The sequence below is a fragment of the Aeromicrobium sp. P2_G6 genome, assembly GCF_056403535.1.
Genome location: NZ_JBFUFH010000001.1, coordinates 331,400 through 351,875 on the forward strand (window position 1 = coordinate 331,400; position 20,476 = coordinate 351,875).

Annotated in this window: 19 protein-coding genes; 4 read left to right on the plus strand and 15 right to left on the minus strand. The window is 68.9% G+C overall.

Features of this window, described 5'->3' with window-relative positions; all coding sequences use genetic code 11:
- Positions 1–30 precede the first annotated feature (30 nt).
- The 3 genes from AC1DVU_RS01635 to AC1DVU_RS01645 all read right to left on the minus strand — a co-directional run bounded on the left by AC1DVU_RS01635 (position 31) and on the right by AC1DVU_RS01645 (position 3,573).
- On the minus strand, positions 31–1,590 hold the full coding sequence (locus AC1DVU_RS01635) for an amidohydrolase (protein WP_476920677.1): 1,560 nt from the start codon (positions 1,588–1,590) through the stop codon (positions 31–33).
- A gap of 101 nt (positions 1,591–1,691) precedes the next feature.
- Positions 1,692–2,843 (minus strand): serine hydrolase domain-containing protein, encoded by a 1,152-nt coding sequence (locus AC1DVU_RS01640; RefSeq protein ID WP_476920678.1) that lies wholly within the window; start codon positions 2,841–2,843, stop codon positions 1,692–1,694.
- A gap of 142 nt (positions 2,844–2,985) precedes the next feature.
- Positions 2,986–3,573, minus strand: coding sequence for a helix-turn-helix domain-containing protein (locus tag AC1DVU_RS01645; protein WP_476920679.1), 588 nt, complete (start codon positions 3,571–3,573; stop codon positions 2,986–2,988).
- A gap of 100 nt (positions 3,574–3,673) precedes the next feature.
- Here AC1DVU_RS01645 and AC1DVU_RS01650 point away from each other — a divergent pair, with 100 nt between their 5' ends.
- On the plus strand, positions 3,674–4,507 hold the full coding sequence (locus AC1DVU_RS01650) for an IclR family transcriptional regulator (protein WP_476920680.1): 834 nt from the start codon (positions 3,674–3,676) through the stop codon (positions 4,505–4,507).
- Between the two features lie 13 nt (positions 4,508–4,520).
- On the opposite strand, the gene AC1DVU_RS01655 is transcribed toward AC1DVU_RS01650, so the two are convergent.
- From AC1DVU_RS01655 to AC1DVU_RS01690, 8 genes are read right to left on the minus strand one after another with little or no spacing between them, the layout of a single operon-like run.
- Positions 4,521–5,000: a hypothetical protein gene (locus tag AC1DVU_RS01655; RefSeq protein ID WP_476920681.1), complete on the minus strand. Its 480-nt coding sequence runs from the start codon at positions 4,998–5,000 to the stop codon at positions 4,521–4,523.
- The gene (locus AC1DVU_RS01660) at positions 4,997–6,571 is read right to left on the minus strand and encodes an AMP-binding protein (RefSeq protein ID WP_476920682.1); all 1,575 of its coding nucleotides are present in this window, start codon (positions 6,569–6,571) and stop codon (positions 4,997–4,999) included. Before AC1DVU_RS01660 ends, AC1DVU_RS01655 begins: the two co-directional genes overlap by 4 nt.
- The gene (gene hcaB / locus AC1DVU_RS01665) at positions 6,568–7,401 is read right to left on the minus strand and encodes a 3-(cis-5,6-dihydroxycyclohexa-1,3-dien-1-yl)propanoate dehydrogenase (RefSeq protein ID WP_476920683.1); all 834 of its coding nucleotides are present in this window, start codon (positions 7,399–7,401) and stop codon (positions 6,568–6,570) included. Before hcaB ends, AC1DVU_RS01660 begins: the two co-directional genes overlap by 4 nt.
- Positions 7,398–8,270: an alpha/beta fold hydrolase gene (locus AC1DVU_RS01670; protein ID WP_476920684.1), complete on the minus strand. Its 873-nt coding sequence runs from the start codon at positions 8,268–8,270 to the stop codon at positions 7,398–7,400. Before AC1DVU_RS01670 ends, hcaB begins: the two co-directional genes overlap by 4 nt.
- Before the next feature lie 41 nt (positions 8,271–8,311).
- Complete coding sequence (locus AC1DVU_RS01675) at positions 8,312–8,896, minus strand: 3-phenylpropionate/cinnamic acid dioxygenase subunit beta (RefSeq protein ID WP_476920685.1); 585 nt, start codon at positions 8,894–8,896, stop codon at positions 8,312–8,314.
- Positions 8,897–8,903: 7 nt separating this feature from the next.
- Positions 8,904–10,187: an NAD(P)/FAD-dependent oxidoreductase gene (locus AC1DVU_RS01680; RefSeq protein ID WP_476920686.1), complete on the minus strand. Its 1,284-nt coding sequence runs from the start codon at positions 10,185–10,187 to the stop codon at positions 8,904–8,906.
- Positions 10,184–10,525: a non-heme iron oxygenase ferredoxin subunit gene (locus AC1DVU_RS01685; protein WP_476920687.1), complete on the minus strand. Its 342-nt coding sequence runs from the start codon at positions 10,523–10,525 to the stop codon at positions 10,184–10,186. Before AC1DVU_RS01685 ends, AC1DVU_RS01680 begins: the two co-directional genes overlap by 4 nt.
- Positions 10,522–11,859: an aromatic ring-hydroxylating dioxygenase subunit alpha gene (locus tag AC1DVU_RS01690; RefSeq protein ID WP_476920688.1), complete on the minus strand. Its 1,338-nt coding sequence runs from the start codon at positions 11,857–11,859 to the stop codon at positions 10,522–10,524. The genes AC1DVU_RS01685 and AC1DVU_RS01690 overlap by 4 nt, the downstream gene beginning before the upstream one ends.
- On the opposite strand from AC1DVU_RS01690, the gene AC1DVU_RS01695 reads away from it, so the two are divergent.
- Both AC1DVU_RS01695 and AC1DVU_RS01700 read left to right on the plus strand, forming a co-directional pair.
- Positions 11,858–12,961 carry a zinc-binding dehydrogenase gene (locus tag AC1DVU_RS01695; RefSeq protein ID WP_476920689.1) on the plus strand — a complete coding sequence of 368 codons (1,104 nt, stop codon included), beginning with the start codon at positions 11,858–11,860 and terminating at the stop codon, positions 12,959–12,961. The two genes, AC1DVU_RS01690 and AC1DVU_RS01695, sit on opposite strands and share 2 nt — an antisense overlap.
- Before the next feature lie 45 nt (positions 12,962–13,006).
- Positions 13,007–13,948 carry a 3-carboxyethylcatechol 2,3-dioxygenase gene (locus AC1DVU_RS01700; protein WP_476920690.1) on the plus strand — a complete coding sequence of 314 codons (942 nt, stop codon included), beginning with the start codon at positions 13,007–13,009 and terminating at the stop codon, positions 13,946–13,948.
- A 159-nt stretch (positions 13,949–14,107) separates the two neighbouring features.
- Here AC1DVU_RS01700 and AC1DVU_RS01705 read toward each other — a convergent pair whose 3' ends face one another.
- Positions 14,108–16,015 (minus strand): primary-amine oxidase, encoded by a 1,908-nt coding sequence (locus AC1DVU_RS01705; protein WP_476920691.1) that lies wholly within the window; start codon positions 16,013–16,015, stop codon positions 14,108–14,110.
- A gap of 100 nt (positions 16,016–16,115) precedes the next feature.
- Here AC1DVU_RS01705 and AC1DVU_RS01710 point away from each other — a divergent pair, with 100 nt between their 5' ends.
- Positions 16,116–17,849: an amidohydrolase gene (locus AC1DVU_RS01710; protein ID WP_476920692.1), complete on the plus strand. Its 1,734-nt coding sequence runs from the start codon at positions 16,116–16,118 to the stop codon at positions 17,847–17,849.
- A 399-nt stretch (positions 17,850–18,248) separates the two neighbouring features.
- On the opposite strand, the gene AC1DVU_RS01715 is transcribed toward AC1DVU_RS01710, so the two are convergent.
- Genes AC1DVU_RS01715 through AC1DVU_RS01725 form a run of 3 tightly spaced genes read right to left on the minus strand, consistent with a single transcriptional unit; the run spans position 18,249 to position 20,466 of the window.
- Positions 18,249–18,440 carry a hypothetical protein gene (locus AC1DVU_RS01715; protein ID WP_476920693.1) on the minus strand — a complete coding sequence of 64 codons (192 nt, stop codon included), beginning with the start codon at positions 18,438–18,440 and terminating at the stop codon, positions 18,249–18,251.
- Between the two features lie 60 nt (positions 18,441–18,500).
- Positions 18,501–19,193, minus strand: a complete 693-nt coding sequence (locus AC1DVU_RS01720; RefSeq protein ID WP_476920694.1) for a type 1 glutamine amidotransferase — start codon at positions 19,191–19,193, stop codon at positions 18,501–18,503.
- A 4-nt stretch (positions 19,194–19,197) separates the two neighbouring features.
- Positions 19,198–20,466, minus strand: a complete 1,269-nt coding sequence (locus AC1DVU_RS01725; RefSeq protein WP_476920695.1) for a cytochrome P450 — start codon at positions 20,464–20,466, stop codon at positions 19,198–19,200.
- Between the last annotated feature and the right edge of the window lie 10 nt (positions 20,467–20,476).

Below are 20,476 nucleotides of genomic sequence, written 5' to 3' on the forward strand. Positions count from 1 at the left end.
AGCGTCTCGCTCAGCAGTACCGCTGCCAGATCACAGCAGGTCGTGGACCGTGCGGCCGCCGACCACGGTCCTCAGCACGACCGTGCCGCCGATCTCGTCGGTCGGGATCTCGAACAGGTTGCGGTCGAGCACGATGAAGTCGGCGTCCTTCCCCATCGCGAGCGTTCCGCGCCGATCGGCGACACCGACGGCCCGCGCCCCGGCGGTCGTCATCGCCGCCAGGCCTGTCTCGAGATCGATCGACTGGTCACCGTGCTCGATCGCTCCCTGCAGCGCCGGGAACAGGTTGGGGGTCTCGGACACGCTCCAGTCGGTGCCGAAGGTCATCTCAGCCCCCGATGCGACGACGGTGTCGAACTCGTACAAGTGGCTCACGCCCTGCTCGGCGATGTGCCACACCGCCGGAGACATCTCAGCGCCCACCCGCAACGCGGAGAAACGCGGAAAGTCGGCCGGGTCGATCAAGGCACAGTGCGCCAGCTCATGGCGCGGACCGCCCGGCCCGTTGACGGATCGAGCGTGCTCGACGGCGTCCAGGCCCCGACGCACCGCACCCTCGCCACCGCAGTGGATCTTCACCATGAGCCCCGCAGCGTCGAAGCGCACCATCGCGGCGTTCATCTCATCCTGGGGGATCAGCAGGTGATCCTCGTCGACGGTGCCGTCCTCATGGATGCACGAGTGGGTCCAGTACGGCGGGATCGGTGCTCCGTCGAGCCAGAACTTCACGAAGCGCGTGTCGACGTGCTCGGACGCGTAGTCCTCGTGGTGGTCGATCATGCGGTTCAGCTCGTCTGACCCGGCCATGCCGAAGAACTCCTCCCGCCAGACCAGGTGAGCAGCCACGTGGAGATCGAGCTGGTCCGCCTCGTCGAGGCTGCGCAGGACCTTCAACAGCTGGCCCGTTGACGAGGCGTCCTGCACCGACGTGACACCGAACTGGTGGTTGAGGTCCCGTGCGTGCCGCACAGCGAGCTCCATGATGCTGTCGTCGTGCACGCCCATGACCCGGAACAGAGGCCACCGGGCTTGCTCGTAGAGCTCGCCCGTCACACGTCCAGAGGCGTCGCGGATGACGCGGCCGTTCTTGGTGTCAGGGGTCGACTCGTCGATCCCGGCGAGCTCGAGAGCGTACGAGTTGACCAGCGCGTTGTGCGCCGATCTGTCGTGCAGCAGCACCGGCACGTCGGGAAACGCTTCGTCGAGGAAGGCACGATTGGGCCCGGCATCACCGAACACCTCGGGCCAGTACCGGCCGCCCACGAGCCAGCTGTTGCCCTGCGCGTCCTTCGGGCGGGGGCCGTCCCACGCCAGAAGTGCCTCGAGGATCTCCTCCGGACCAGCGTGTGCCGCGAAAGCGACCTCCCAGCGGTTGAGTCCGCTCACGAGGTGGGTGTGGGCGTCATGGACGCCCGGCATGACCATCCGCCCTCCCAGGTCGACGACCTCATCGGCCGCCGCGACGGCGTCGGAAAACGCCGCGGCGTCACCGATCGCCGAGATGACCCCGTCCTGCTCGATCATGGCCGCCGCCCAGGGCGCACCCCCGGTCGCGGTGTAGATCGCAGCATTCACGTAGGCCTTGGACATGGTGGCACCTCTCGTCGTGGTCGTGCCCATGCAAGACCATCGCGGTCGACCGCGCCATGGCGGCGACTCGCTCAGCGGACTGCGGGCTCGACAGGCCTCGGTCAGTCGCGCCGCGCGAGCGCCCGGACGAAGTCGACGTTCTCCTCGTCGCGATTGGTCGCCTCGTCCGGTGACGTGCCGTAGGCGCGGTTGGCGGACAGCTTGACGACGACGCGACGACGAGACGGGTCGACGTAGACCAGCTGGTTGTAGACGCCCAGTGCGGTGAACTCGCCGTCCGACCCGTCCGGCAGCCACCACTGGTAGCCGTAGCCCAGTCCCACGGGGCCTGCGCCGACGATCGGCCGGCCCGGCGCGCGCAGCGGGTCGTCGAACGAGGTGGCCGCCGCGACCCACTCGGCCGAGACGAGCTGACGTCCGTCGACGGCTCCGCCGTTGCGGAACAGCTCGCCGATCCGGGCGTAGTCGTGCGCCGTCGCGTTGAAGCACGCGAAGGCCAGCTCCATGCCGGTCGAGTCGACGAGCCAATAGCTCGGGGCGGTGAATCCGAGAGGCTCGACCAGTTTCTCCTGCATGTAGTCGGCCAGAGACCGACCGGTCGCCGCGACGATCAGCAGGCCGAGGGCGAGGGTCTCGCCGGAGTTGTAGCGGCAGACGGTTCCCGGCTCGGACTCCTTGGCCATGCCGGCCACGAAGTCCTGCGCGGTGGCCAACCCGGCCATGACACCCGTGAGCCCGAAGACGTCCGAGGCGGTGTCGGCGTAGTCCTCGTTCCAGCGGGCACCCGACGACATGCGCAGGGCGTCCTTGATCGTGACCCCGTCGTAGGCCGATCCCGGGTTGACGGTGATGTAGTCGCTGATCGGCTGGTCGATGCTGGCGATGTGACCCTCTTCGAGGGCGATCCCCACGAGGGTCGAGACGAAGCTCTTGGCGACCGACATCGAGAGCCACGGCACGTCGGGCCCCCCGGTGAGGGCGTAGCGCTCGTACCGGATCCTGCCGTCCTCGAGCATCATCAGCGCTGCGGTGTCGGTATCGACGAAGAACTGCTCGAACGACCGGCTCTCCCCGTGCGTCTCGTAGGTCTCCGGCGCGTCGACGGGCGTGCCGACGTCCCAGGCGCGCGGCGAGCTCGACGGCTCCATCCGGGCTGACGGGAGGATCTGGCCCATCCGATTGAAGTTCTCGTGCTGCGGGACCCCCGTGAACAGGCCGATGTGCTGGTAGGTGGTCAAAGGATCAGAGGTCATGGCGTCTCCCGGGTCGAGGTCAAGACGGACGGTGTGGTGGGCGTCACGGTAGGCGCGCCGCCCTGCCTCCGCCACGCGTTGTGCCGCAGAGCGGTCCCACGAGCCGTACGGTCCGACGCAGGCCTGGGCACACCCCGAGTGCTTAGCGCTGCTCGGTCGGGCCGAACTGAGGAACGCCGGGGAGCGTCGTCACCATGTGCACCAGCGCCGACGCTGACAACGCCTCGTACGTGTGCGGCGTGTCGGCCGGAAACCTGACGAAGTCACCTTGGGCGGCAACGACGGTATCTCCGTCGGGGCCCAACCGGATCTGGCCGGCGACGACGTAGCAGTGGTGCAACGATCCCCGGGCATGGCCGTCGCTCCGGTCGATCGCCGGCGAGGTCCCGATGCGCTCCAGACGCAGAAGAGATGTGCGAACGAATCCGGAGCCGTAGATCTCATCGAGCAGCTTCGACTGCCGCAGCTCGCCGCGGGCCCAGTCTCCGTCGTCCTTGGGAACAACGTAGACCGGCGACCCCCATTCAGTGAGGAGGCGCCGCACCGACAGGTTGAGCGCGGCGGCGACTGCATCGAGCGTCTCGACCGTGGGGTTGCCTTCACCTTGCTCGAGCTTGGACAGCGTCTGCTTGGAGAGGCCGCTGCGCCGGGACAGCTCTCCAATCGAAAACTGGCGCTCCGTCCGGTAACGCCTCACGTTGCGGGCCGCCAGCTGACCGATCTCCGACACGATACCTCCTCGTCATTTATAATATACCACCTGAACTACTTGACCGAACCCCTGGCGCGGAGCAAGATCGACGGGTACCTCCGACAGAACAGGACCTCACATGTCGCCAGCCGCTGGTGCCCCCGAGCGCGACACCCGAGCTGCCGTCGACAAGGCCATCAGCCTGTTGACCGCATTTGGTGACGATGCGCACTCCGGTCTGGGGGTGAGCGAACTCGCGCGCCGCAGCGGCATGAGCAAGTCGACCGCATTCCGTCTGCTGGGCCTGCTCACGCGCAACGGCGTCGTCGACAAGAACGGCAAGACCTACCGGCTCGGGCACCAGCTGCAGCTGCTCTCGGCCTCGACGGAGACACGCCGGCACGGGCTGATCCGCGAAGGGGTGACCCCGTTCCTCGCCGAGCTCTACGAGGCCACGCACGAGACGACGCACCTCGCCGTCCTGCAGGGCTCTGACGTCGTCTACCTCGGCAAGATCTTCGGGCACCGCTCCGCGGCGGCACCCTCTAGGGTCGGCGGACGGGCTCCCGCCCACTGCACCGGAGTCGGCAAGACGCTGCTCGCGTACGACCCCGGCGCGCGCGAGGCTCTCATGGCGGGCACGCTGCGCGCGCTGACGACGCGCACCATCACTGACCCCGCCGATCTCGCGATCGAGCTCGACCAGGTGCTGCGCCGTGGCATCGCCCACGACACCGACGAGGCCGTGGCCGGCCTCTCCTGCGTGGCGGCACCGATCATCGTCCGCGGCACCGTCGTGGCCGCGCTCTCCGTCTCGGGTTCTTCCGACAGCTTCGCGACCGCAGCGCTGGAGCTGGTGCTGCGCCGCGTGTGTGCGGCAGCAGGCCGGCACCTGACCGCGACGCGCCGCCTGTCGCCGTCTCGCTCCACGGTTGGACAGCGCCCTGCCGACGGGCTGCTCCGCGTCGGGTAGGTGACGATCCCTCTCAGGTCTGCGGCACCCGATCGAGATCCATGTCGACCGAGGTGACCCAACCGGGCTCGACGACCAGCAGGCTGAACCCCCCGGCGGCGGTCTCGACGTCGGCGACGTACCGGTACCCCGCCCGCTCGGCGACGTCGATCACCTCGAGGCGCCCCTCGGGCGCGGCGAGGACGAGCCGTCGGCACGCAGGGTCCGCCGGGGCGAACGCTGACGCGTGCCTGGTGAGCAGGTCGCCCACCGCGTCGGGGTCGTCGCAGGGTCGCACCTGGACGAGGAGGTCGTGCTCCCCAGCCGGGAACGCATCCCGGAACGACCCTGCCACGGCTCGCTCCAGCGCGACCTCGATCGAGACGCCTGCGCGGTGCACCTGCCGCCGCACAGCAGTCGTCGACCTCGTCTCCCCCTCCACCTGCCAGTCGGGGCCGAGCTCGATGACGGGCACGGGACCGGAGCCCGTGCCCGTGCCCGGCGTTCCGCTCACGAACCGTCCCGCAGCAGGCTGCGGATGGCGATCTTGTCGAGCTTCCCGGATGCGTTGCGTGGCACCACCTCCACGACCCTGAGCTCGGTCGGCAGCTTGTAGCGGGCCAGCGACCGCTCGGCGTGGGCGCGGACGTCGTCGAGCGTGACCTCGCTGCCCGCCGCGGTCGCGACGACCGCGACGACGGTCTCGCCCCACGTCCGGTGCGGTGCGCCGACGACCGCGACGTCGAGGACACCCGTCAGGTCGGCGAGGGCCGACTCGACCTCGGCGGGATACACGTTCTCGCCGCCCGTGATGATCATGTCCTTCAGGCGGTCCACGATGAAGAGGCAGCCGTCGTCGTCGAGATACCCGACGTCGCCCGTGTGAAACCAGCCCTCGTCGTCGAAGGCGATCCGGTTCGCGGCCTCGTTCTGCCAGTAGCCGGGGGTGACGTTCGGACCCCTGACCACCACTTCGCCGGACTGGCCTTGCAGCAGCTCGGTGCGGCCGTCGGCGACGTCGACGATCGCCACCTCGGTGAACGGCATCGGCAGACCGGCGGATCCTGTCTTGGTGCGGGTCAGCTCAGGGGGGAGGTACGACGCGAACGGGGCCGTCTCGGTGAGGCCCCACGCCTGCTGCAGCAGCACGCCCCGATCGGCGTACTCCACGATGAGCGACGGCGGGACCGGTGCCGCCGCGACGACTGCGGACCGCAACGCCGACAGGTCCTGGTCGAAGAAGCCCTCGGTTCTCGCCAGGGCCGCGAACATCGCGGGCACGGCGAAGAACGTGTTGACACCGTGCTCAGCCAAGTCGCGCATCGTCCGCGCCGGGTCGAACTCCCGGCGCAGTACCACCGTGCCGCCGCGGGTCAGCGTCCGCACCGTGAACGCGTTCAATCCGCCGATGTGGAACAACGGTGCCACCGCCAGGGTCACGTCGTCGCGGCGGGTGTCGATCACCGAGTCGACGTTGAGACCGTTCCACCACACGTTGCCTGCCGTCAGGATGACTCCCTTCGGCCGGCCCGTCGTGCCGGAGGTGAACATCAGCACGGCCACGTCGTCGAAGCCGATGGCCACCGGGTCGGGCACCCGACCGGTCGACACCTTGGCGGCCGACAGCATGACCCAGCGGTCGTCGTGCTCGTCCCCCACTGGGATCGCCGGGTCGTCGTCGACGAGCAGGTGATGGCGGGCGCTGGTCGCGCCGGCCGCCTCGACGACTGCTCGGTGCCCCTCCTCCGACACGATGACGACCGGCTCGGACAGCGCGAGGATGTCAGCCACCTCAGGTGCGGCGAGACGGAAGTTGAGCGGAACGAAGATGGCTCCGAGGCGCGACGACGCGAACAGCGTGACGAGGAACGTGCCGCTGTTCATGCCGAGGTAGGCCACCCGGTCTCCGCGGCCCACGCCACGCTCGGCCAGCGCTGCTGCCGTCGCCGCGACCTCCGCCTCCAGGCAGGCGTAGGTCAGGTCGCCGCCGTCGTACACGAGCGCCGGGCTGTCGGGCCTGTGGGCCGCGTGCCGGGCCACGAACCGGGCCAGACTCACGTCTGCTGCCCGTGCTGCCGTGATCACAGTCGATCCCCTCCAGCCGCGCTGGCGAACCCGCGCACTCCGAGGCCACCGTCGACCTCGATGGCCTGACCCGTGATGTTGCCGCTCTGCGCGCGGGCTGCGAGCAGCACGTATGACGCGGTGAAGTCGGCCGGCTCGACGCTCGAGTCGTGCAGCGGGATCGGCATGGTCGCCCCACTCGCCTCGCGCTTGTCGAACGAGGCGGCCAGCGAACGATCGGACAGGTCGAGCGTCTCGGGACCTCGCAGGTCGGTGCGCATGCCACCGCACGCCACGCCGTTGACCCTGACCTTGGGGGCCAGCTCGTAGGCGAGCTCCTTCATCAGCCCGAGGCACGCGTGCTTGCTCGCGGTGTAGATCGGGCCGCCGCCGTTGACGTAGAAGGACGCGTTGGAGAGCGTCATGACGATGCTGCCCCTGGTGGCGACCAGCTCACGCCAGGCCGCCTCGGCGGCGAGCAGGTAACCCTTGACGTTGACCGCGAAGACCTCGTCGAACGCGGCACCCAGCCGCGGGCCGTCGAGCTGGGTCAGCTGACGCTGGTAGTCCCAGATGCCGGCGTTGGCCACCAGCGTGTCGAGCCTGCCGAACGCGTCGACCGTGACGGACACCGCCCGGTGCATGTTGTCGGACGACCGGACGTCACCGACGATCGTCGTCATGCGCGCCGGCTCGCTCGAGCGTTCGACGGTCTCGCGCAGCCTGTCCTCGTCACGTCCGACGATCGCGACCCGTGCTCCCTCGCGGACGAACCGCTCGGCGACCGCCGCCCCGATGCCGGAGCCGCCGCCGGTGACGAGGGCGACGTCGCCCTCGAGCCAGCCGCTCATGCGTGGTCTCGCACGAAGTCGGCCACCATGCGGTCGAACTCGGCCTGTCGCTCGAGCTGCACCCAGTGCCCGCAGCGGCCGAACACGTGCAGCTGGACATCACGGATCTGCTTCAGCATGATCCCCGCGCCGTCCAGCGTGATCGTGCGGTCGTCGCGGCCCCACAGCAGGAGCGTCGGTGCCGAGATCTTGTGCAGGTCGCGCCACAGCGGGTCCATCCCGCCCCGGCGGGCGAAGGCCGCGTTGTAGCGGTGGTAGAACTCGATGTGGGTCTCGTCGAGGGATGCCTCGTAACGTGCTGTGACGATCTCGGGCCCGAACCGCTTGGGCTCGGCCACCATGACCGAGATGAACGAGGCCATCGTCTTCTCCGACGGGCCGCCGGCGTTGTAGTACTTCCACATCGCCTTCTGGCCCTCGGTGGGCGTCGGCCCCGTCGGGAGCCATCCCCCGCCCGGTGCCATCAACACCAGCGAGATCACGCGGTCGGGCACGGTGATGGCCAGGTCGAGCGCGGCCGCCCCGCCGAGGCTGTTGCCGAGCAGGTGGAAGCGCTCGATGCCGAGCGCCGTGAGCGTCTGCAGCAACGCGTCGGTCGTGATCTGCGTGATCGAGTGAGCATCCAGGTCGGCCTCGGTCGGCCGGTAGCTCTCTCCGAAGCCGGGCTGGTCGGGCAGCAGCACCCGGAACTCGCGGCTCAGCGCCGGCAGGTTCTGGTGGTAGTTGCTGACGCCCGACGCCCCCGGCCCGCCTCCGTGCAGCATCACGAGCACGGGCCCGGCACCCACCTCGGCGACCGAGATCGTGCCGAGGCTCGTCCCGACGGCGTGCCGGGTCAGGGCCGGGTCGGGGGCGTGGTCGGCGGTCATCGAGAGCTCCTGGGTGCGACGAGGCGATGGTGGTGCAGGGGTCAGAAGAAGGTGCTGATGTTCTTGGCGAGCAGGACGTTCTGGTCGAGCAGGATCTCCCGGCGGGCGATCCTCAGCTCGGTGCCGTCCCTGCGCAGCACGTCGGTACGGCTGCCGGCGTAGACGTCGACCTCTCGCTCCAGCCGGTTGCGGTACAGCAGGAAGACAGATCGCACGACGAGGTCGTCGGGCGACAGCTGCGGCTGGGCCGACGGGTCGACGTGGCGTACCACGACGTTGGTGATGAGGTGCCGGGTCCGCGACGGGGGGTCCTCGGCCCAGGCCATCCCCGAGTCGAAGCGGCGGATGCGCCAGGCGAGACTCTCCTTCGTCTCGTCGTAGTACGCCGCCTCGCCGGGAGCGGCGATCGACAGCGCCTGCTGGCGTCTCAGGCGGTTGCTCCGCGTGGGCATCCAGTAGCGCAGGTCGTCGGCCAGCAGGTCCAGCCAGTCGGCGAACCGTCCGTCGTCCAGCAGCTCGGCCTCGCGGTAGTAGAGCTGCTCGACCGCGAAGTGGGTGACGTGGTCGGCCAAGGTCCCCGCGGTCGCCCCGATCTCTCCGGCCGGTGGGGTGGATGCTGTGCTCACGATGCCATCAGACCGTCCGGACCGCGGATGCACCACGCGTCGTGCCGTGCGCCGGCACACCACCCGCCGGCCGGACGAGCTGGCGCGGATCGGTCGACACATCAGCCAACGCGGCGGGATCGACGCGGATCTGCTGGTCGATGATGCGACGAGCCGCACGGACAACCTTGGTGTCATCGACGGCCACCGCCCCCAGCAACCGGTCGCCCTCGATCGCGAAGACCGCGAACGGCGCCGCGGACGGATCGCCTCTCCACACGAGCTCGGACCCGTCGACCAGCGCGCCGACCACCTCGACGTGATGACCGTGCCGATCGCTCCAGAACCACGGTGCTCGGTCGGCCGGCGCGTCCAGACCCATTAGGTGGGCCACGAGCCGGGCGGCCCCGTCCTGGGCCCCCTCCCAGTGCTCGACACGGGGCAGCGGGAGACCCGCCTCGTCCCGCTGCCGTGCGACGTCACCGATCGCGAAGACGCCCGGGCGAGAGGTGCGCTGACAGTGGTCGACCAGCACCCCTCGATCGACGTCGAGCCCGGCCACCGCTGCCAGCTCGTCGCGTGGCACCATGCCGACACCCAGCAGCACCTGGTCCACCACGACCGGGGTCGAGCCGTCGTCGAGGTGCGCCACGATCCCCTCGGGAGAGGCCACCAGCCTGGCCACACCGGCGTGGCGCAGGTCGATGCCGCGCTCCACGTGGGAGTCGTGCATCCAGCGGGCCACCGCGGTGCCCACCACCGCGGCCAGCGGAGGATCGACCGGATCGACCATGGTCACCGACATCCCGAGGTCGACGAGGGTCGAGGCGGCCTCGGCACCGATCAGCCCGGCCCCGACCACGAGCACGCGGCAGCCGGGTCTCAGCGCGTCCCTCAGGCGCTCGGCGTCCTCCACGTCGCGCAGCACGTGCACACGGGCATCGGCGACACCCGGCACGGGCGGCACTGCCGCCCGTCCGCCCGTCGCGATGACGACGGCGTCACCGGAGACGTCTCCGGCCGACGTGCTCACCGTCAACGTGCCGGTGTCGAGACCCAGCACCGTCGTCTCGCTCATCAGCTCGACCTGGTGCTCGGCATACCACTGCGAGGGCTGGAGCGCGATGGCCTCGCCATCCTTCTGACCCGCCAGGTAGCCCTTGCTCAGCGGCGGACGGTCGTAGGGACGCTCGCCCGCATCGATCAGCAGCAGGTCGCCCCGGTAGCCGGCGGCCCGGAGGCCGGCGCACGTGGCGACTCCCGCGATGCCGGCTCCGACCATCACGACCCTCCGCGGGGGCACCACGGTCATGGTGTCTCCGCGGCACGAGGGCGCAGCCAGACGCAGCCCTCGCGCACCTCGACCTCGTGGGTCGTGGTGTCGCGCGTTGCGGGCATCGACAGGACCTGGCCGGACTTGAGGCAGAACGTGCCCGCGTGGAGCGGGCATTCGACCTCGCCGTCGCCGATCCACCCGTCGGCCAGCGAGGCGTCCTCGTGCGTGCAGGTGTCGTCGAGCGCGTAGAACGTCCCGTCGTCGTCGCGTAGGACCGCGATGTCGTCGGACGTGCCGGTTGCGTCGCGTGACACGACCATGCCCTCGCCCTCGTCGACGTCGTCCACCTCGGCGACCTTGATCCACTCGGTCATGACTGCTCCTCGTGCCAGGCGGGCGTGCTCATGAGCTCTTGCCACCGCGCGTAAAAAGAACGACCTGCGGCGTCGCTGTAGAGCTCGCTGGTCAGACCGGGGTGGCGACCGTCGTCGCGCTCGGACCCCATGCCCATCTGGTAGTTGAGCGGCACATTGTTGGTCACGAACCCGCGCGAGATCGCCTGGACCTCGCTCCAGTTCTCGCCGTCGTCCTGCTCGAAGATGCCCGAGGGACCGAACGTGCGCAGGTTGTAGAGGCGCTGCGCCTCACGCACCTCGGGCGGCATCGACTTGTCGAGAACGGTCCACGCCCAGACCTCCATGCGGTCGGGACCCTTCGGGTGCCAGACGCGAATGCTGCCATTGACCGGCATGTAGGAGAAGTTCGGGAATACCGTAGCGTGACCGTTCGTGAGCGGGCCCTCCACCCGGGCGTCACCCAGTCGTTCGCGCAGGGCGGCGTAGTCGTAGTACTCGTGGACAGTCTTCGCGTCGAACCGGTTCTTGGGGTGCACCGGGAAGCCTGCCCCGTGTCCCTGCGGGTCGACGTACTGGCGTCCCGAGCGGTGCACGATCTCGTCGCGCGACCCTCGGCCCGTCGGCGACAGCACCATCAGCGCCGAGGCGTGGCTCATGTTGACGTGGTACCAGTCGGTCGCGAACTGCTCGGCCGCGAGCTTCCAGTTACCTGCGAGCTCCCACTTGTGGATGCCGCCGACGACGACCGTGCCCTCTTCGTCCTTGTCGAGCATCGCGTCCATGTACCAGGCCATCTGGCCCAGCGACTCCGTCAGCGCCGGGGCCTGCGGGTTCCACGTGCCGAACACGAGGCCCCGGTAGCTCTCGACGAGCGGCACCTCCACGAGGCCCCAGTCCTTGCTGTCGAACGAGTCGGGATAGCCGGCGGAGTTGGGCACGCTGACGAGCTTTCCCTCAAGGTCGTACGACCAGCCGTGATAGGTGCAGGTGAAGTTCTTGGTGTCACCGAAGTCGGCCCGGCAGACACGGGCGCCGCGGTGGCGGCACGAGTTGAGGTAGGCGCGCAGCCGCTTGCCCTTGTCGCGCGTGACGATGACGGGGTCCTCGCCCATGTAGGTCGTGAAGAAGCTGCCGGGCTTCTTGAGCTGGTCCTCGTGCGCCAGGAACAGCCAGCTCGTCGCGAAGACGCGGCGCTGCTCCTGCAGGTAGATTTGCCCGTCGGTGAAGATGGCCCGGTCGAGCAGGCCCGTCTCGACGTCGACGAGACCGCTGACGTCGACGCTCGGGGCAAGCTCGGGAGGACGTGTCAGGTTGCCGCGAGGCACCGTGGTGTGCTCCGGAGTGGTCGCCATGACCGCAACGATCCAAGGTCGGCACGTCCTGATCCATGCCACGTGCCGCGCTCCGGCACACCACGTCCGGGGAGCGCGCGCGGTCGACGAGGATCGCCCCATGCGTGCTGCCGTCGCCATGTCCCAGGACCCCCACGACCCCCTCGCGTGCCTCGAGGTGCGCGACGTCCCGCGCCCGGAGGTCCGAGCGGGCTGGTCGACGGTCAAGGTGCTCGGCTCGTCGATCAACATGCACGACCTGTGGACCCTGCGCGGCGTCGGTCACTCGCCCGACAACATCCCGATCGTGCTCGGCTGCGACGCCGCGGGCATCGACGAGGACGGGAACGAGGTCATCGTGTATCCCGTCATTGCCGATGCCGACGCGGGCGGCGGGGACGAGACCCTCGACCCGGGGCGGGCGCTGCTCTCCGAGCAGCACAACGGCGCCTTCGCCGAGTACATCTCGGTGCCGACCCGCAACCTGGTGCCGAAGCCGGCCTTCCTGTCGTTCGACGAGGCGGCGTGCCTGCCGGTCGCCTGGGGCACTGCCTACCGGATGCTCTTCACCCAGGCGCGGATCTCCGCCGGTGACCGGGTGCTGGTGCAGGGCGCTGGCGGCGGGGTCGCCTCGGCGGCGATCCGGCTGGCCGTGGCTGCGGGTGCCGTCGTGTACGCGACCAGCCGCAGCGCGGAGAAGCGCGCCGCGGCGGTGGCCTGGGGTGCCGCAGCGGCAGTCGCGACCGGCGAACGACTCCCCGAGCGGGTCGACGTGGTCATCGAGACCGTCGGCGAGGCCACGTGGTCGCACTCCTTGAAGTCGCTACGTCCCGGCGGGACCGTCGTGATCGCCGGGGCGACCAGCGGCATGAACCCGCCCGCCGATCTCGGACGGGTCTTCTACCTGCAGCAGCGCATCATCGGCTCGACCGGCTGCACCCGGCACGAGCTCGTGGCTCTCCTGCGCATGCTCGAGGCCACCGACACCCGTCCGATCGTCGACCGGACCCTCGACCTCGACGACATCCACCTCGGCTTCACCGCCATGGCGTCGGGGGACGTGACCGGCAAGATCGTCGTCCGCCCGCACGGTGCGGCTGCCGCGTCGTCCCCTCGCCGCTGACCATCCGACCCGCAAGCCATCCGACACCGCTGAACAGGAGCCACCATGCCCATGGCACTCGTGGGACTGTCCCACTCACCACTGATCGACACCAATCCGCCGGCTGCCGAGGTCGTCGCCGCGGTCGACGCCGCCATCGGGGAGGCGCGAGCGTTCATCGCGGACTTCGCTCCCGAGCTGGTCGTGCTCTACGCCCCCGACCACTACAACGGCTTTTTCTACAAGACGATGCCGCCGTTCTGCCTCGCCACGGCCGCCGAGGCGGTCGGCGACTTCGGATCGGCCGCTGGACCGCTCTCGGTCGACGAGGCGGCTGCCAAGCGTCTCGCCGAAGGCGTACTGGCGCGCGGGATCGACCTGACCGTCTCGGCCCACATGGTCGTCGACCACGGCTTCGCCCAGCCTCTCGAGGTGCTGTTCGGCGGGATCGACGCGGTGCCGGTCGTGCCCGTCTACGTCAACGGTGTCGCGACGCCGCTCGGACCCGTCAGTCGGGTGAGGGCCCTGGGTGAGGCGATCGGGCAGTCGGCCGCGGAGCTCGACCGTCGGGTGCTGTTCGTGGCCTCGGGCGGTCTGTCGCACGACCCGCCGGTGCCGGTGCTCGAGGGCGCCCCGCCCCCCGTCGCGCACGCCCTGATCGAGGGTGTGCCGCCGACGGCCGAGCAGCGGGCACGCGGCGAGCGACGAGTGCTGCAGGGTGCCCTGGACTACGTCGCGGGCACGTCCTCGATGCGGCCGCTGAACCCCGCCTGGGACAATCTCGTGCTCGACACGTTCGAGTCTCAGCGCCTGCACGACGTCGACACGTGGACCAACGAGTGGTTCGAGAGCGAGGGCGGCGGCTCGGCCCACGAGGTGCGCACGTGGATCGCCGCCTACGCCTCGCTGGCCGCCGCCGGGCCCTATGAGATGACAGAGCGCTTCTACCGTGACATCCCCGAGTGGATCGCCGGGTTCGCGGTCACCACGGCGCGGACGTCCGACTGACCCCGGTCAGCGGGCGGGACTCTCGACGACGGCTGCACGCAGCTGGTGCTTGAACGTCTTGCCGGTCGCGTTACGAGGCAGGTCGTCGAAGACAACGCGGTGACGCTCGCGGAGCTGACGGATCGGACCGGTCTACCCAAGAGCAGTGACGCCCCGGACTCAGTGCGAGCAGGTGCACTGACCGGGCGGGCAGTGGCTGCAGCCCGCCGCCGGGACGTCGAGTGCCGGACTGCGGTCGAAGAAGTTGGCCGGCATCAGCATGAAGCTCGCGACCTCGTTGGGCATGACGGGCCAGTCCTCGGACCGGGGTATGTGGGTCACGCCGAGCGTGTGCCAGAGCACGACGTCGGTGTCCTCGACCGGCCGGTTCGCGGCCGACCACAGGGCCAGTCCGTTGCCCGACTTGTCCATGTTGGGGTGGTCACCCGCGGCATGGATCTCGTCGGGCGAGTACGGCGTGACCCACACGTTCTTGGTGGCGAAGCCCGCGCGCTTGACCATCAGCGAGGGCTCTTGGGCGATGAGGGTGTCCGACGCCCAGCCCGGCAGCAGCTTGTAGCCGACGGGGACGCCCCACTGGTTGGTCTTGTGCGGGTTGACGACGGTCCAGGCGCGGGCCGTCTGCGGGTTGGTGAGGCCGTCGCCGTCGAGCTCGTTCCTGATCGGGGTCTTGGTCACCCGGATCGCGTTGCCGTACGGATTGGTCGGTCCGACCGGCTCGCCGTCGACATCGGTCTGGTAGACGGTGTTCTGCCAGCCGTCGACCTCCATGTCGAGGCGGAAGTTGAACAGGTGCTGGTGCCACGTCGCGGCGAGGTTCTCGGCCACGGGGCTCGCCTGTCCGGGCAGCTCACCCTCGTAGGCGATGGTCTGCACGATGCCCATGAGCTTGGTGTCGACCTCGATGTGGCCGTCTTGGAAGAAGTTCCAGTAGAAGCCGTAGTGGTAGTTGCCGACCGTCGCGATGAAGCTGACGACGAGCTTGCGCGAGCGACGCACGTCGACCTTGCCGGTCACCCAGTCGGTGTGCTTCCAGAGGATGCCGGCGTCCTCCTCGTGAATGCAGATCGCGTTCTCGATCGTGGTCGGGTTGCCGTCGTCGTCGGCCATGACAGCGTCCATGTAGGTGATGTCGCCGAGGCAGTCGCAGCCCAGCACGAGCGAGTTGGCCATCCGGCCGAGCCCGTACTCGCCGGCGTCGAAGGCGCTGCGGAAGTAGTGGTTCTCCTGGGGGATGCCGTAGGGCACGATCATCTCGCCGACCGCGGCGCGGTGGATGATCGAGCGGTAGTCCTCTCCGTCCCGGTACTCGATGCCGGTCAGCACGAGGCCGTCGATGGGGTGCATGCCGATGCGGAAGCGCCACTTCTGCCACGTCATCTGCGGGCCGTCCAGCACGAAGCCCGGACCGTTCGGCTGCGTGATCTCCAGGGGCGCGACGTCGGTGCGCATCGGCTGGTTGGCGTCGGCGGTGTAGTTGCCGCACGTCATAGGCATCGGGCGCACTCCGGCGTCCTCGACCGCGACGACCTCGCGCGCGACCGTGTCGACCAGCACGATGACACCCTCGACGATGTGCGCGTACGCGTTGTCGTCCTCGAAGTGCCGGAAGTAGGTGACGCCGGCCCAGAGGCGCCGGCCTGCGAGGGCTAGGTCGGCGCGGTTGCCGACGCCGAACGGGTCGAGCTGCACGAGCGTCAGGTCGTCGATGCCGCGCTTGGCGAGTGCCTCGACGAACTGCGGGTCGGCCTTGGCGAGGGTGTCGACGATCTCGACCTCCTCGGCGAGCATCTGCGCGCTCCCCTCGGTCAGCTGGTCGGCCGACACGATGGTCTCCTCGTCGAGGTCGACGACGACGTTCCACGACGCGGCCGACGTGCGGTCGAGGACGATCGCACGCGCCCGGCGGGTGACGGCCTCTCCGGCACGCACCTTCGCCTTGTCGGGCTCGTCGAGGAACAGCGAGCCGAAGCCCGGCCGGTCACCGGCGATGCCGTGCTGCTTGATGAGCGCCGACGCGAGGGAGATCTCGCTGGCCGTGAGGGAGTCGAAGAGGGCGGAATGCATGCAGAGAAGGTGCCACGCGGACAACCCGTCCCCCAAGAGGAGGTTCGTTGACCGAACCGTCGGCCTGTCGGTGTTGGCACCGCCGGAGGATCGTGACGTCATGAGCTCACCCGACGTCCTGACCGCCGACACCGTGCTGCGTGGCGGCCCCGTCCTCGACCTGACCGACTGGAAGCCCGGCGACGAGGTCACCGCCGACTGGATCGCGTCCCGCCCTCGCGCCCTGGCCGTCCGCGACGGAGAGATCGTCGCCCTCGGACCCGACGCCGAGCAGCTGATCGGCCCCGACACCCGCGTCGTCGAGCTCGACGGCGACACCGTGATCCCCGGCATCAACGACGGCCACCTGCACTTCACGGCGTACTCGGTCACGACGCACACCTACGTGAAGATGGGCACCGACGTCTTCACCGACCTGGCGCAGTTGCCGTCGTATCTCACCGCCGACCGCATCGACGCCAGCGGGTGGATCCGCGGCCACGGCTGGGACGAGCTGGTGCTGGGTCGCAAGATCACGGCGCGCGACATCGACGACGCCTTGGAGGTCAACGGCATCGCCGGCACGCCCGTCGCGCTGTTCGACTGGAGCGGACACTCGCTGTCGGCGAACTCCGTGGCCCTCGAGCTCGCGGGCATCACCGCGGCGACGTCCGATCCGGCCGGTGGCGTCATCTACCGCGACGCCGACGGGGGGGCTGAGGGCTTCCTGACCGATGCTGCGATCTCGTTGATGATCGCGGTTGTCCCTCCCGTGCCCACGGAGCACCTGCTCGACGCCTACCGCAAGGGACAGGCCGATCTGCACGCCCTCGGCATCACGGCCCTGACTGAGCCCGGTCTCGGACCGGGTTACCTGGCCCTGCTCGACGGCTCCGGCTCGGTCGAGGCGCTCGACGCCCTCGGCGACCTGGCGGAGGCCGGCGACCTGACGCTGCGCGTGTCGGTGCTCGTGCTGCCCAACGGCACGGGTGGTGCCAACGCGGCCGACGTCAAGAAGCACCTCGAGGCCGGGCTCGCCCGCCGCTACGACGACCGTGACGTCGACCCGCGACGCCTGACCATCGCCGGCGTGAAGGTGTTCGCCGATGGCACGCCCCAGAACGGGACGACCTGGCACAAGGAGCCCGTGCACGAGGACAACCCTCCGGAGCACCGCTGCGGCCACATGGTCGTGGTCGGCGACTCCGACGTCGACAAGGTCGAGGAGCTGCGCGACATAATCCGGTTGGTCGACGCCGCGGGGCTGCAGGTCGCGATCCACGCCATCGGCGACCAGACCGTCGAGACCGTCATCGACACGATCGCCGAGATCGCACCGAACAGCCCGTTGCGGCACTACCTGATCCACACCACCGAGCTGTACCCGCACGGCTGGGAGACGCTGGCCGCCAACGGCATCGGTGCCTGCTTCAACCCGGTGATCATGAGCACCTTCGCGCGTTTCCTGCCGGCCAACCGGGTGCTGCGCACCGAGCCGATCCGTTCGACGTTGCACGCGGGTGTTCGCCCAGGCATCACGTCCGACGCACCCGTCGTGCCGCCGGACTGGCGTCCCGCTGTGGTCTACGCAGTGACTCGTGCGCACTGCTGGGAGGGCGAAGTGCCATCGGAGGACACCGAGGGGATCACGACCCTCGACGCGTTGGCGCTGCTGACCAGTGGTGCGGCCTTCCGTGATCGCGCGGAAGGCTGGCGCGGGACCCTGGCTGTCGGTCAGCGAGCCGACCTCGCGGTGCTGCAGGGGTCTTGGCCCGGCGACGACGAAGTCGAGTCGCTCATCGATCGTCCGATTCGCCTCACCATGGTGGACGGAGCCGTCGTCCACTCTGCCTGACGCCACGAGCCAGATGGGGCAGTCGGCCGTCTGCGAGCCGATCGGGAATTGTTCCCGTCGTCCACCATCGGACAGATCAGGAGCTCGCCGCGCGCCATCCACACCTAAGCTCCGGCCGCCCCTTCGTGGGTCAGCTCAATCATGCGCCCGAAAGCTTCTGCCCAGGAAGTGCCCGGCGCCGGCAAGCTCCTAACCTCGGAGGCAGCTGTGGACCCAGAGTGTTGCCGCCCGAACATCCACACGCCTCATTGACCCAGCGGTGCCACACCGCGCCGATCGACTAAACGGGATCCACAACCCGCCCGGGGTCCAATGATCTAGCCACGGTCCGCTTCCCTCCCGACGCCGGAAGCGAGTCCGGAGGGGTCATCGGCGTCCCCGTTGGAACAACCCGAAACGCTACATGGTGAACCGACTCGACGAGACGAGCAACTGCCCGAGCGGAAAGCGCCCGTCCGACGTGCTGAGCGGCTTCATGTCGAGGACCATCTCGGCCACGTCGTCCACCACCAGCGCCATCGTGAGCACGACTAACGGACGAAAGCCCTGCGAACGTCCAGGCTTGCCTCGCCGCAAGTTCAACAGCTCCAAGGAGTCCCGATCCTGCAGACTCCGAATTCGGCAAACGGCCACCACGCCCGTGGCGACCCATCAGGTAGCCGCGACATCGTCGAGGAAGTAGTCGACGAGCGCGGCCGCCCGGACTCGGATCTCCTCGTCCAGGGAAGCAATATGATCCAGCAGCACGTCGGGGTCGAGCCCGCTGTCCCGGGCGTCCTGCGCGCCTCCGTCCTCAATCCAGGCGCGGACGCTGTCGGCGTCGACCTCCGGGTGGAACTGCACTGCGAAGTTGCGGCGGAGCACGAACGCCTGCGGGGCAGCGGCGTTGACGCCGACGACCGTCGCCTCCGCCGGCGGCACGAACCGGTCGTGGTGCCATTGCGTCCAGACCCCGGTCACTGCTGGCACTCCCAACACGACGTGCGGGCCGATCTCCGAGGCCGGCGATGCGACGACGTCGCCACCATGTGCTTGGGCGAGCATCTGCCCGCCGAAACAGATCCCGAAAACGGGCACTCCGGACTCGTCAGCGGTGTGAAGCAGCTCGAGCTCGGGCTTCACCCACGACGCGATCTGGTCGCTGTAGACACTCCACCGGGCACCCAGCACGAGGATGGCGTCGTAGTCCCGTGCGTCCGGGAACTCGAAGTCCACGCCGGGATCGTCGGTGCGGTCCGGCGGAACCACCCGGACACTGGTGACGTGGTAGCCGCGCGCAACGAAGCGCTCCTCGATCGACCCGGCCGAAAGGTAGTCGTGCCCGATGATCAGCAGCTGCTTCATCAGATCAGGGCGCCGGTCGCGAGACCACGGAGACGGGGAACTTCTTGATCCCGTTCACGAAGTTGCTGCGTACCCGGGTGACGTCACCGTTCACCTTGATCGACTCGATGCGCGGCAGGAGGGTCTCGAACAGGATGCGGATCTCCATGCGGGCGAGGTTGCTCCCCAAGCAGAAGTGTGGGCCGCCCTTGCCGAACGTGACGTGGTCGTTGGGATAGCGCCTGACGTCAAGCTGGTCGGCGGCGTCGAACACGGTCTCGTCGCGGTTGCCGGAAGCGAACCACATGACGACCTTGTCGCCCTTCTTGATCTGTGCACCGCCCAGCTCGACATCACGGGTCGCCGTCCTTCGGAAGTGATAGACCGGTGACGCCCAGCGGATCAGCTCCTCAACCCCGACAGCCATGGCCTCAGGGTTGTCGCGCAGGTATGCCAGTTGCTCAGGGTTGTTGATCAGGGCCAGCATCGCGTGACTGATGGCGTGTCGGGTCGTCTCGTTCCCGGCGACGACGAGAAGGAGGAAGTAGTTGTCGAACTCGGTCGCGGTCAGCGGCTCACCGTCTTCGGGCACCCGGTTGACGAGCTTGCTGACGAGGTCGTCGCCGTCACCTCCGCGCCGCTCAGCCGCGAGCTTTCGGCCGTACTCGAACACCTCCAGCGAGGCCGGAGACCTGAACGGCAGATGCTTGTAGGTCTCGCTGTCGCTGCTGCCGAGGAGAACGTCGGCATAGTCGGGATCGGTGTTCCCGATGATCCGGTTGCCCCACTCGATGAGCTGATCTGTGTCGGTCTCGGGCACCTCGAGCAGACGGGCGAGAACCTGAATCGGGAAGTCAGCGCTGATCTTCTCGACGAAGTCGAACTCGTCCTGGGCCAGCGCCTCCTCGACTGTTTGGCGCGTTAGGTCCCGGAGAAATTCCTCGTAGCGCCCGAGCATGCGACCACCGAAGTCACGCAGCAGCAGCTTGCGCAGCGCCATGTGGCGCGTGCCGTCGCTCTCGAGCATGGAGCGACGCAGGGCGACGTAGTCCTCGTCGTCGACCTCCTCGAGGTTCACGTACTTCGTCGATGTGAAGGTCTCCGGATCGCTGTCGACCGCCTTGATGTCGGCGTGCCGCGTCACCGACCAGAACCCGGAGTTGGGCGGCGCCTCAGCATTCCAGTGCACCGGCGCCTCGGCCCGGAGGGTTTCGAACGCGGCCCAAGCCTCATTGCGCTCGAACAAGCTGAGATCGGTGAGATCGATTCCCGGGAGGGTGTGCTGTGTTGTCATGCTTGCTCCG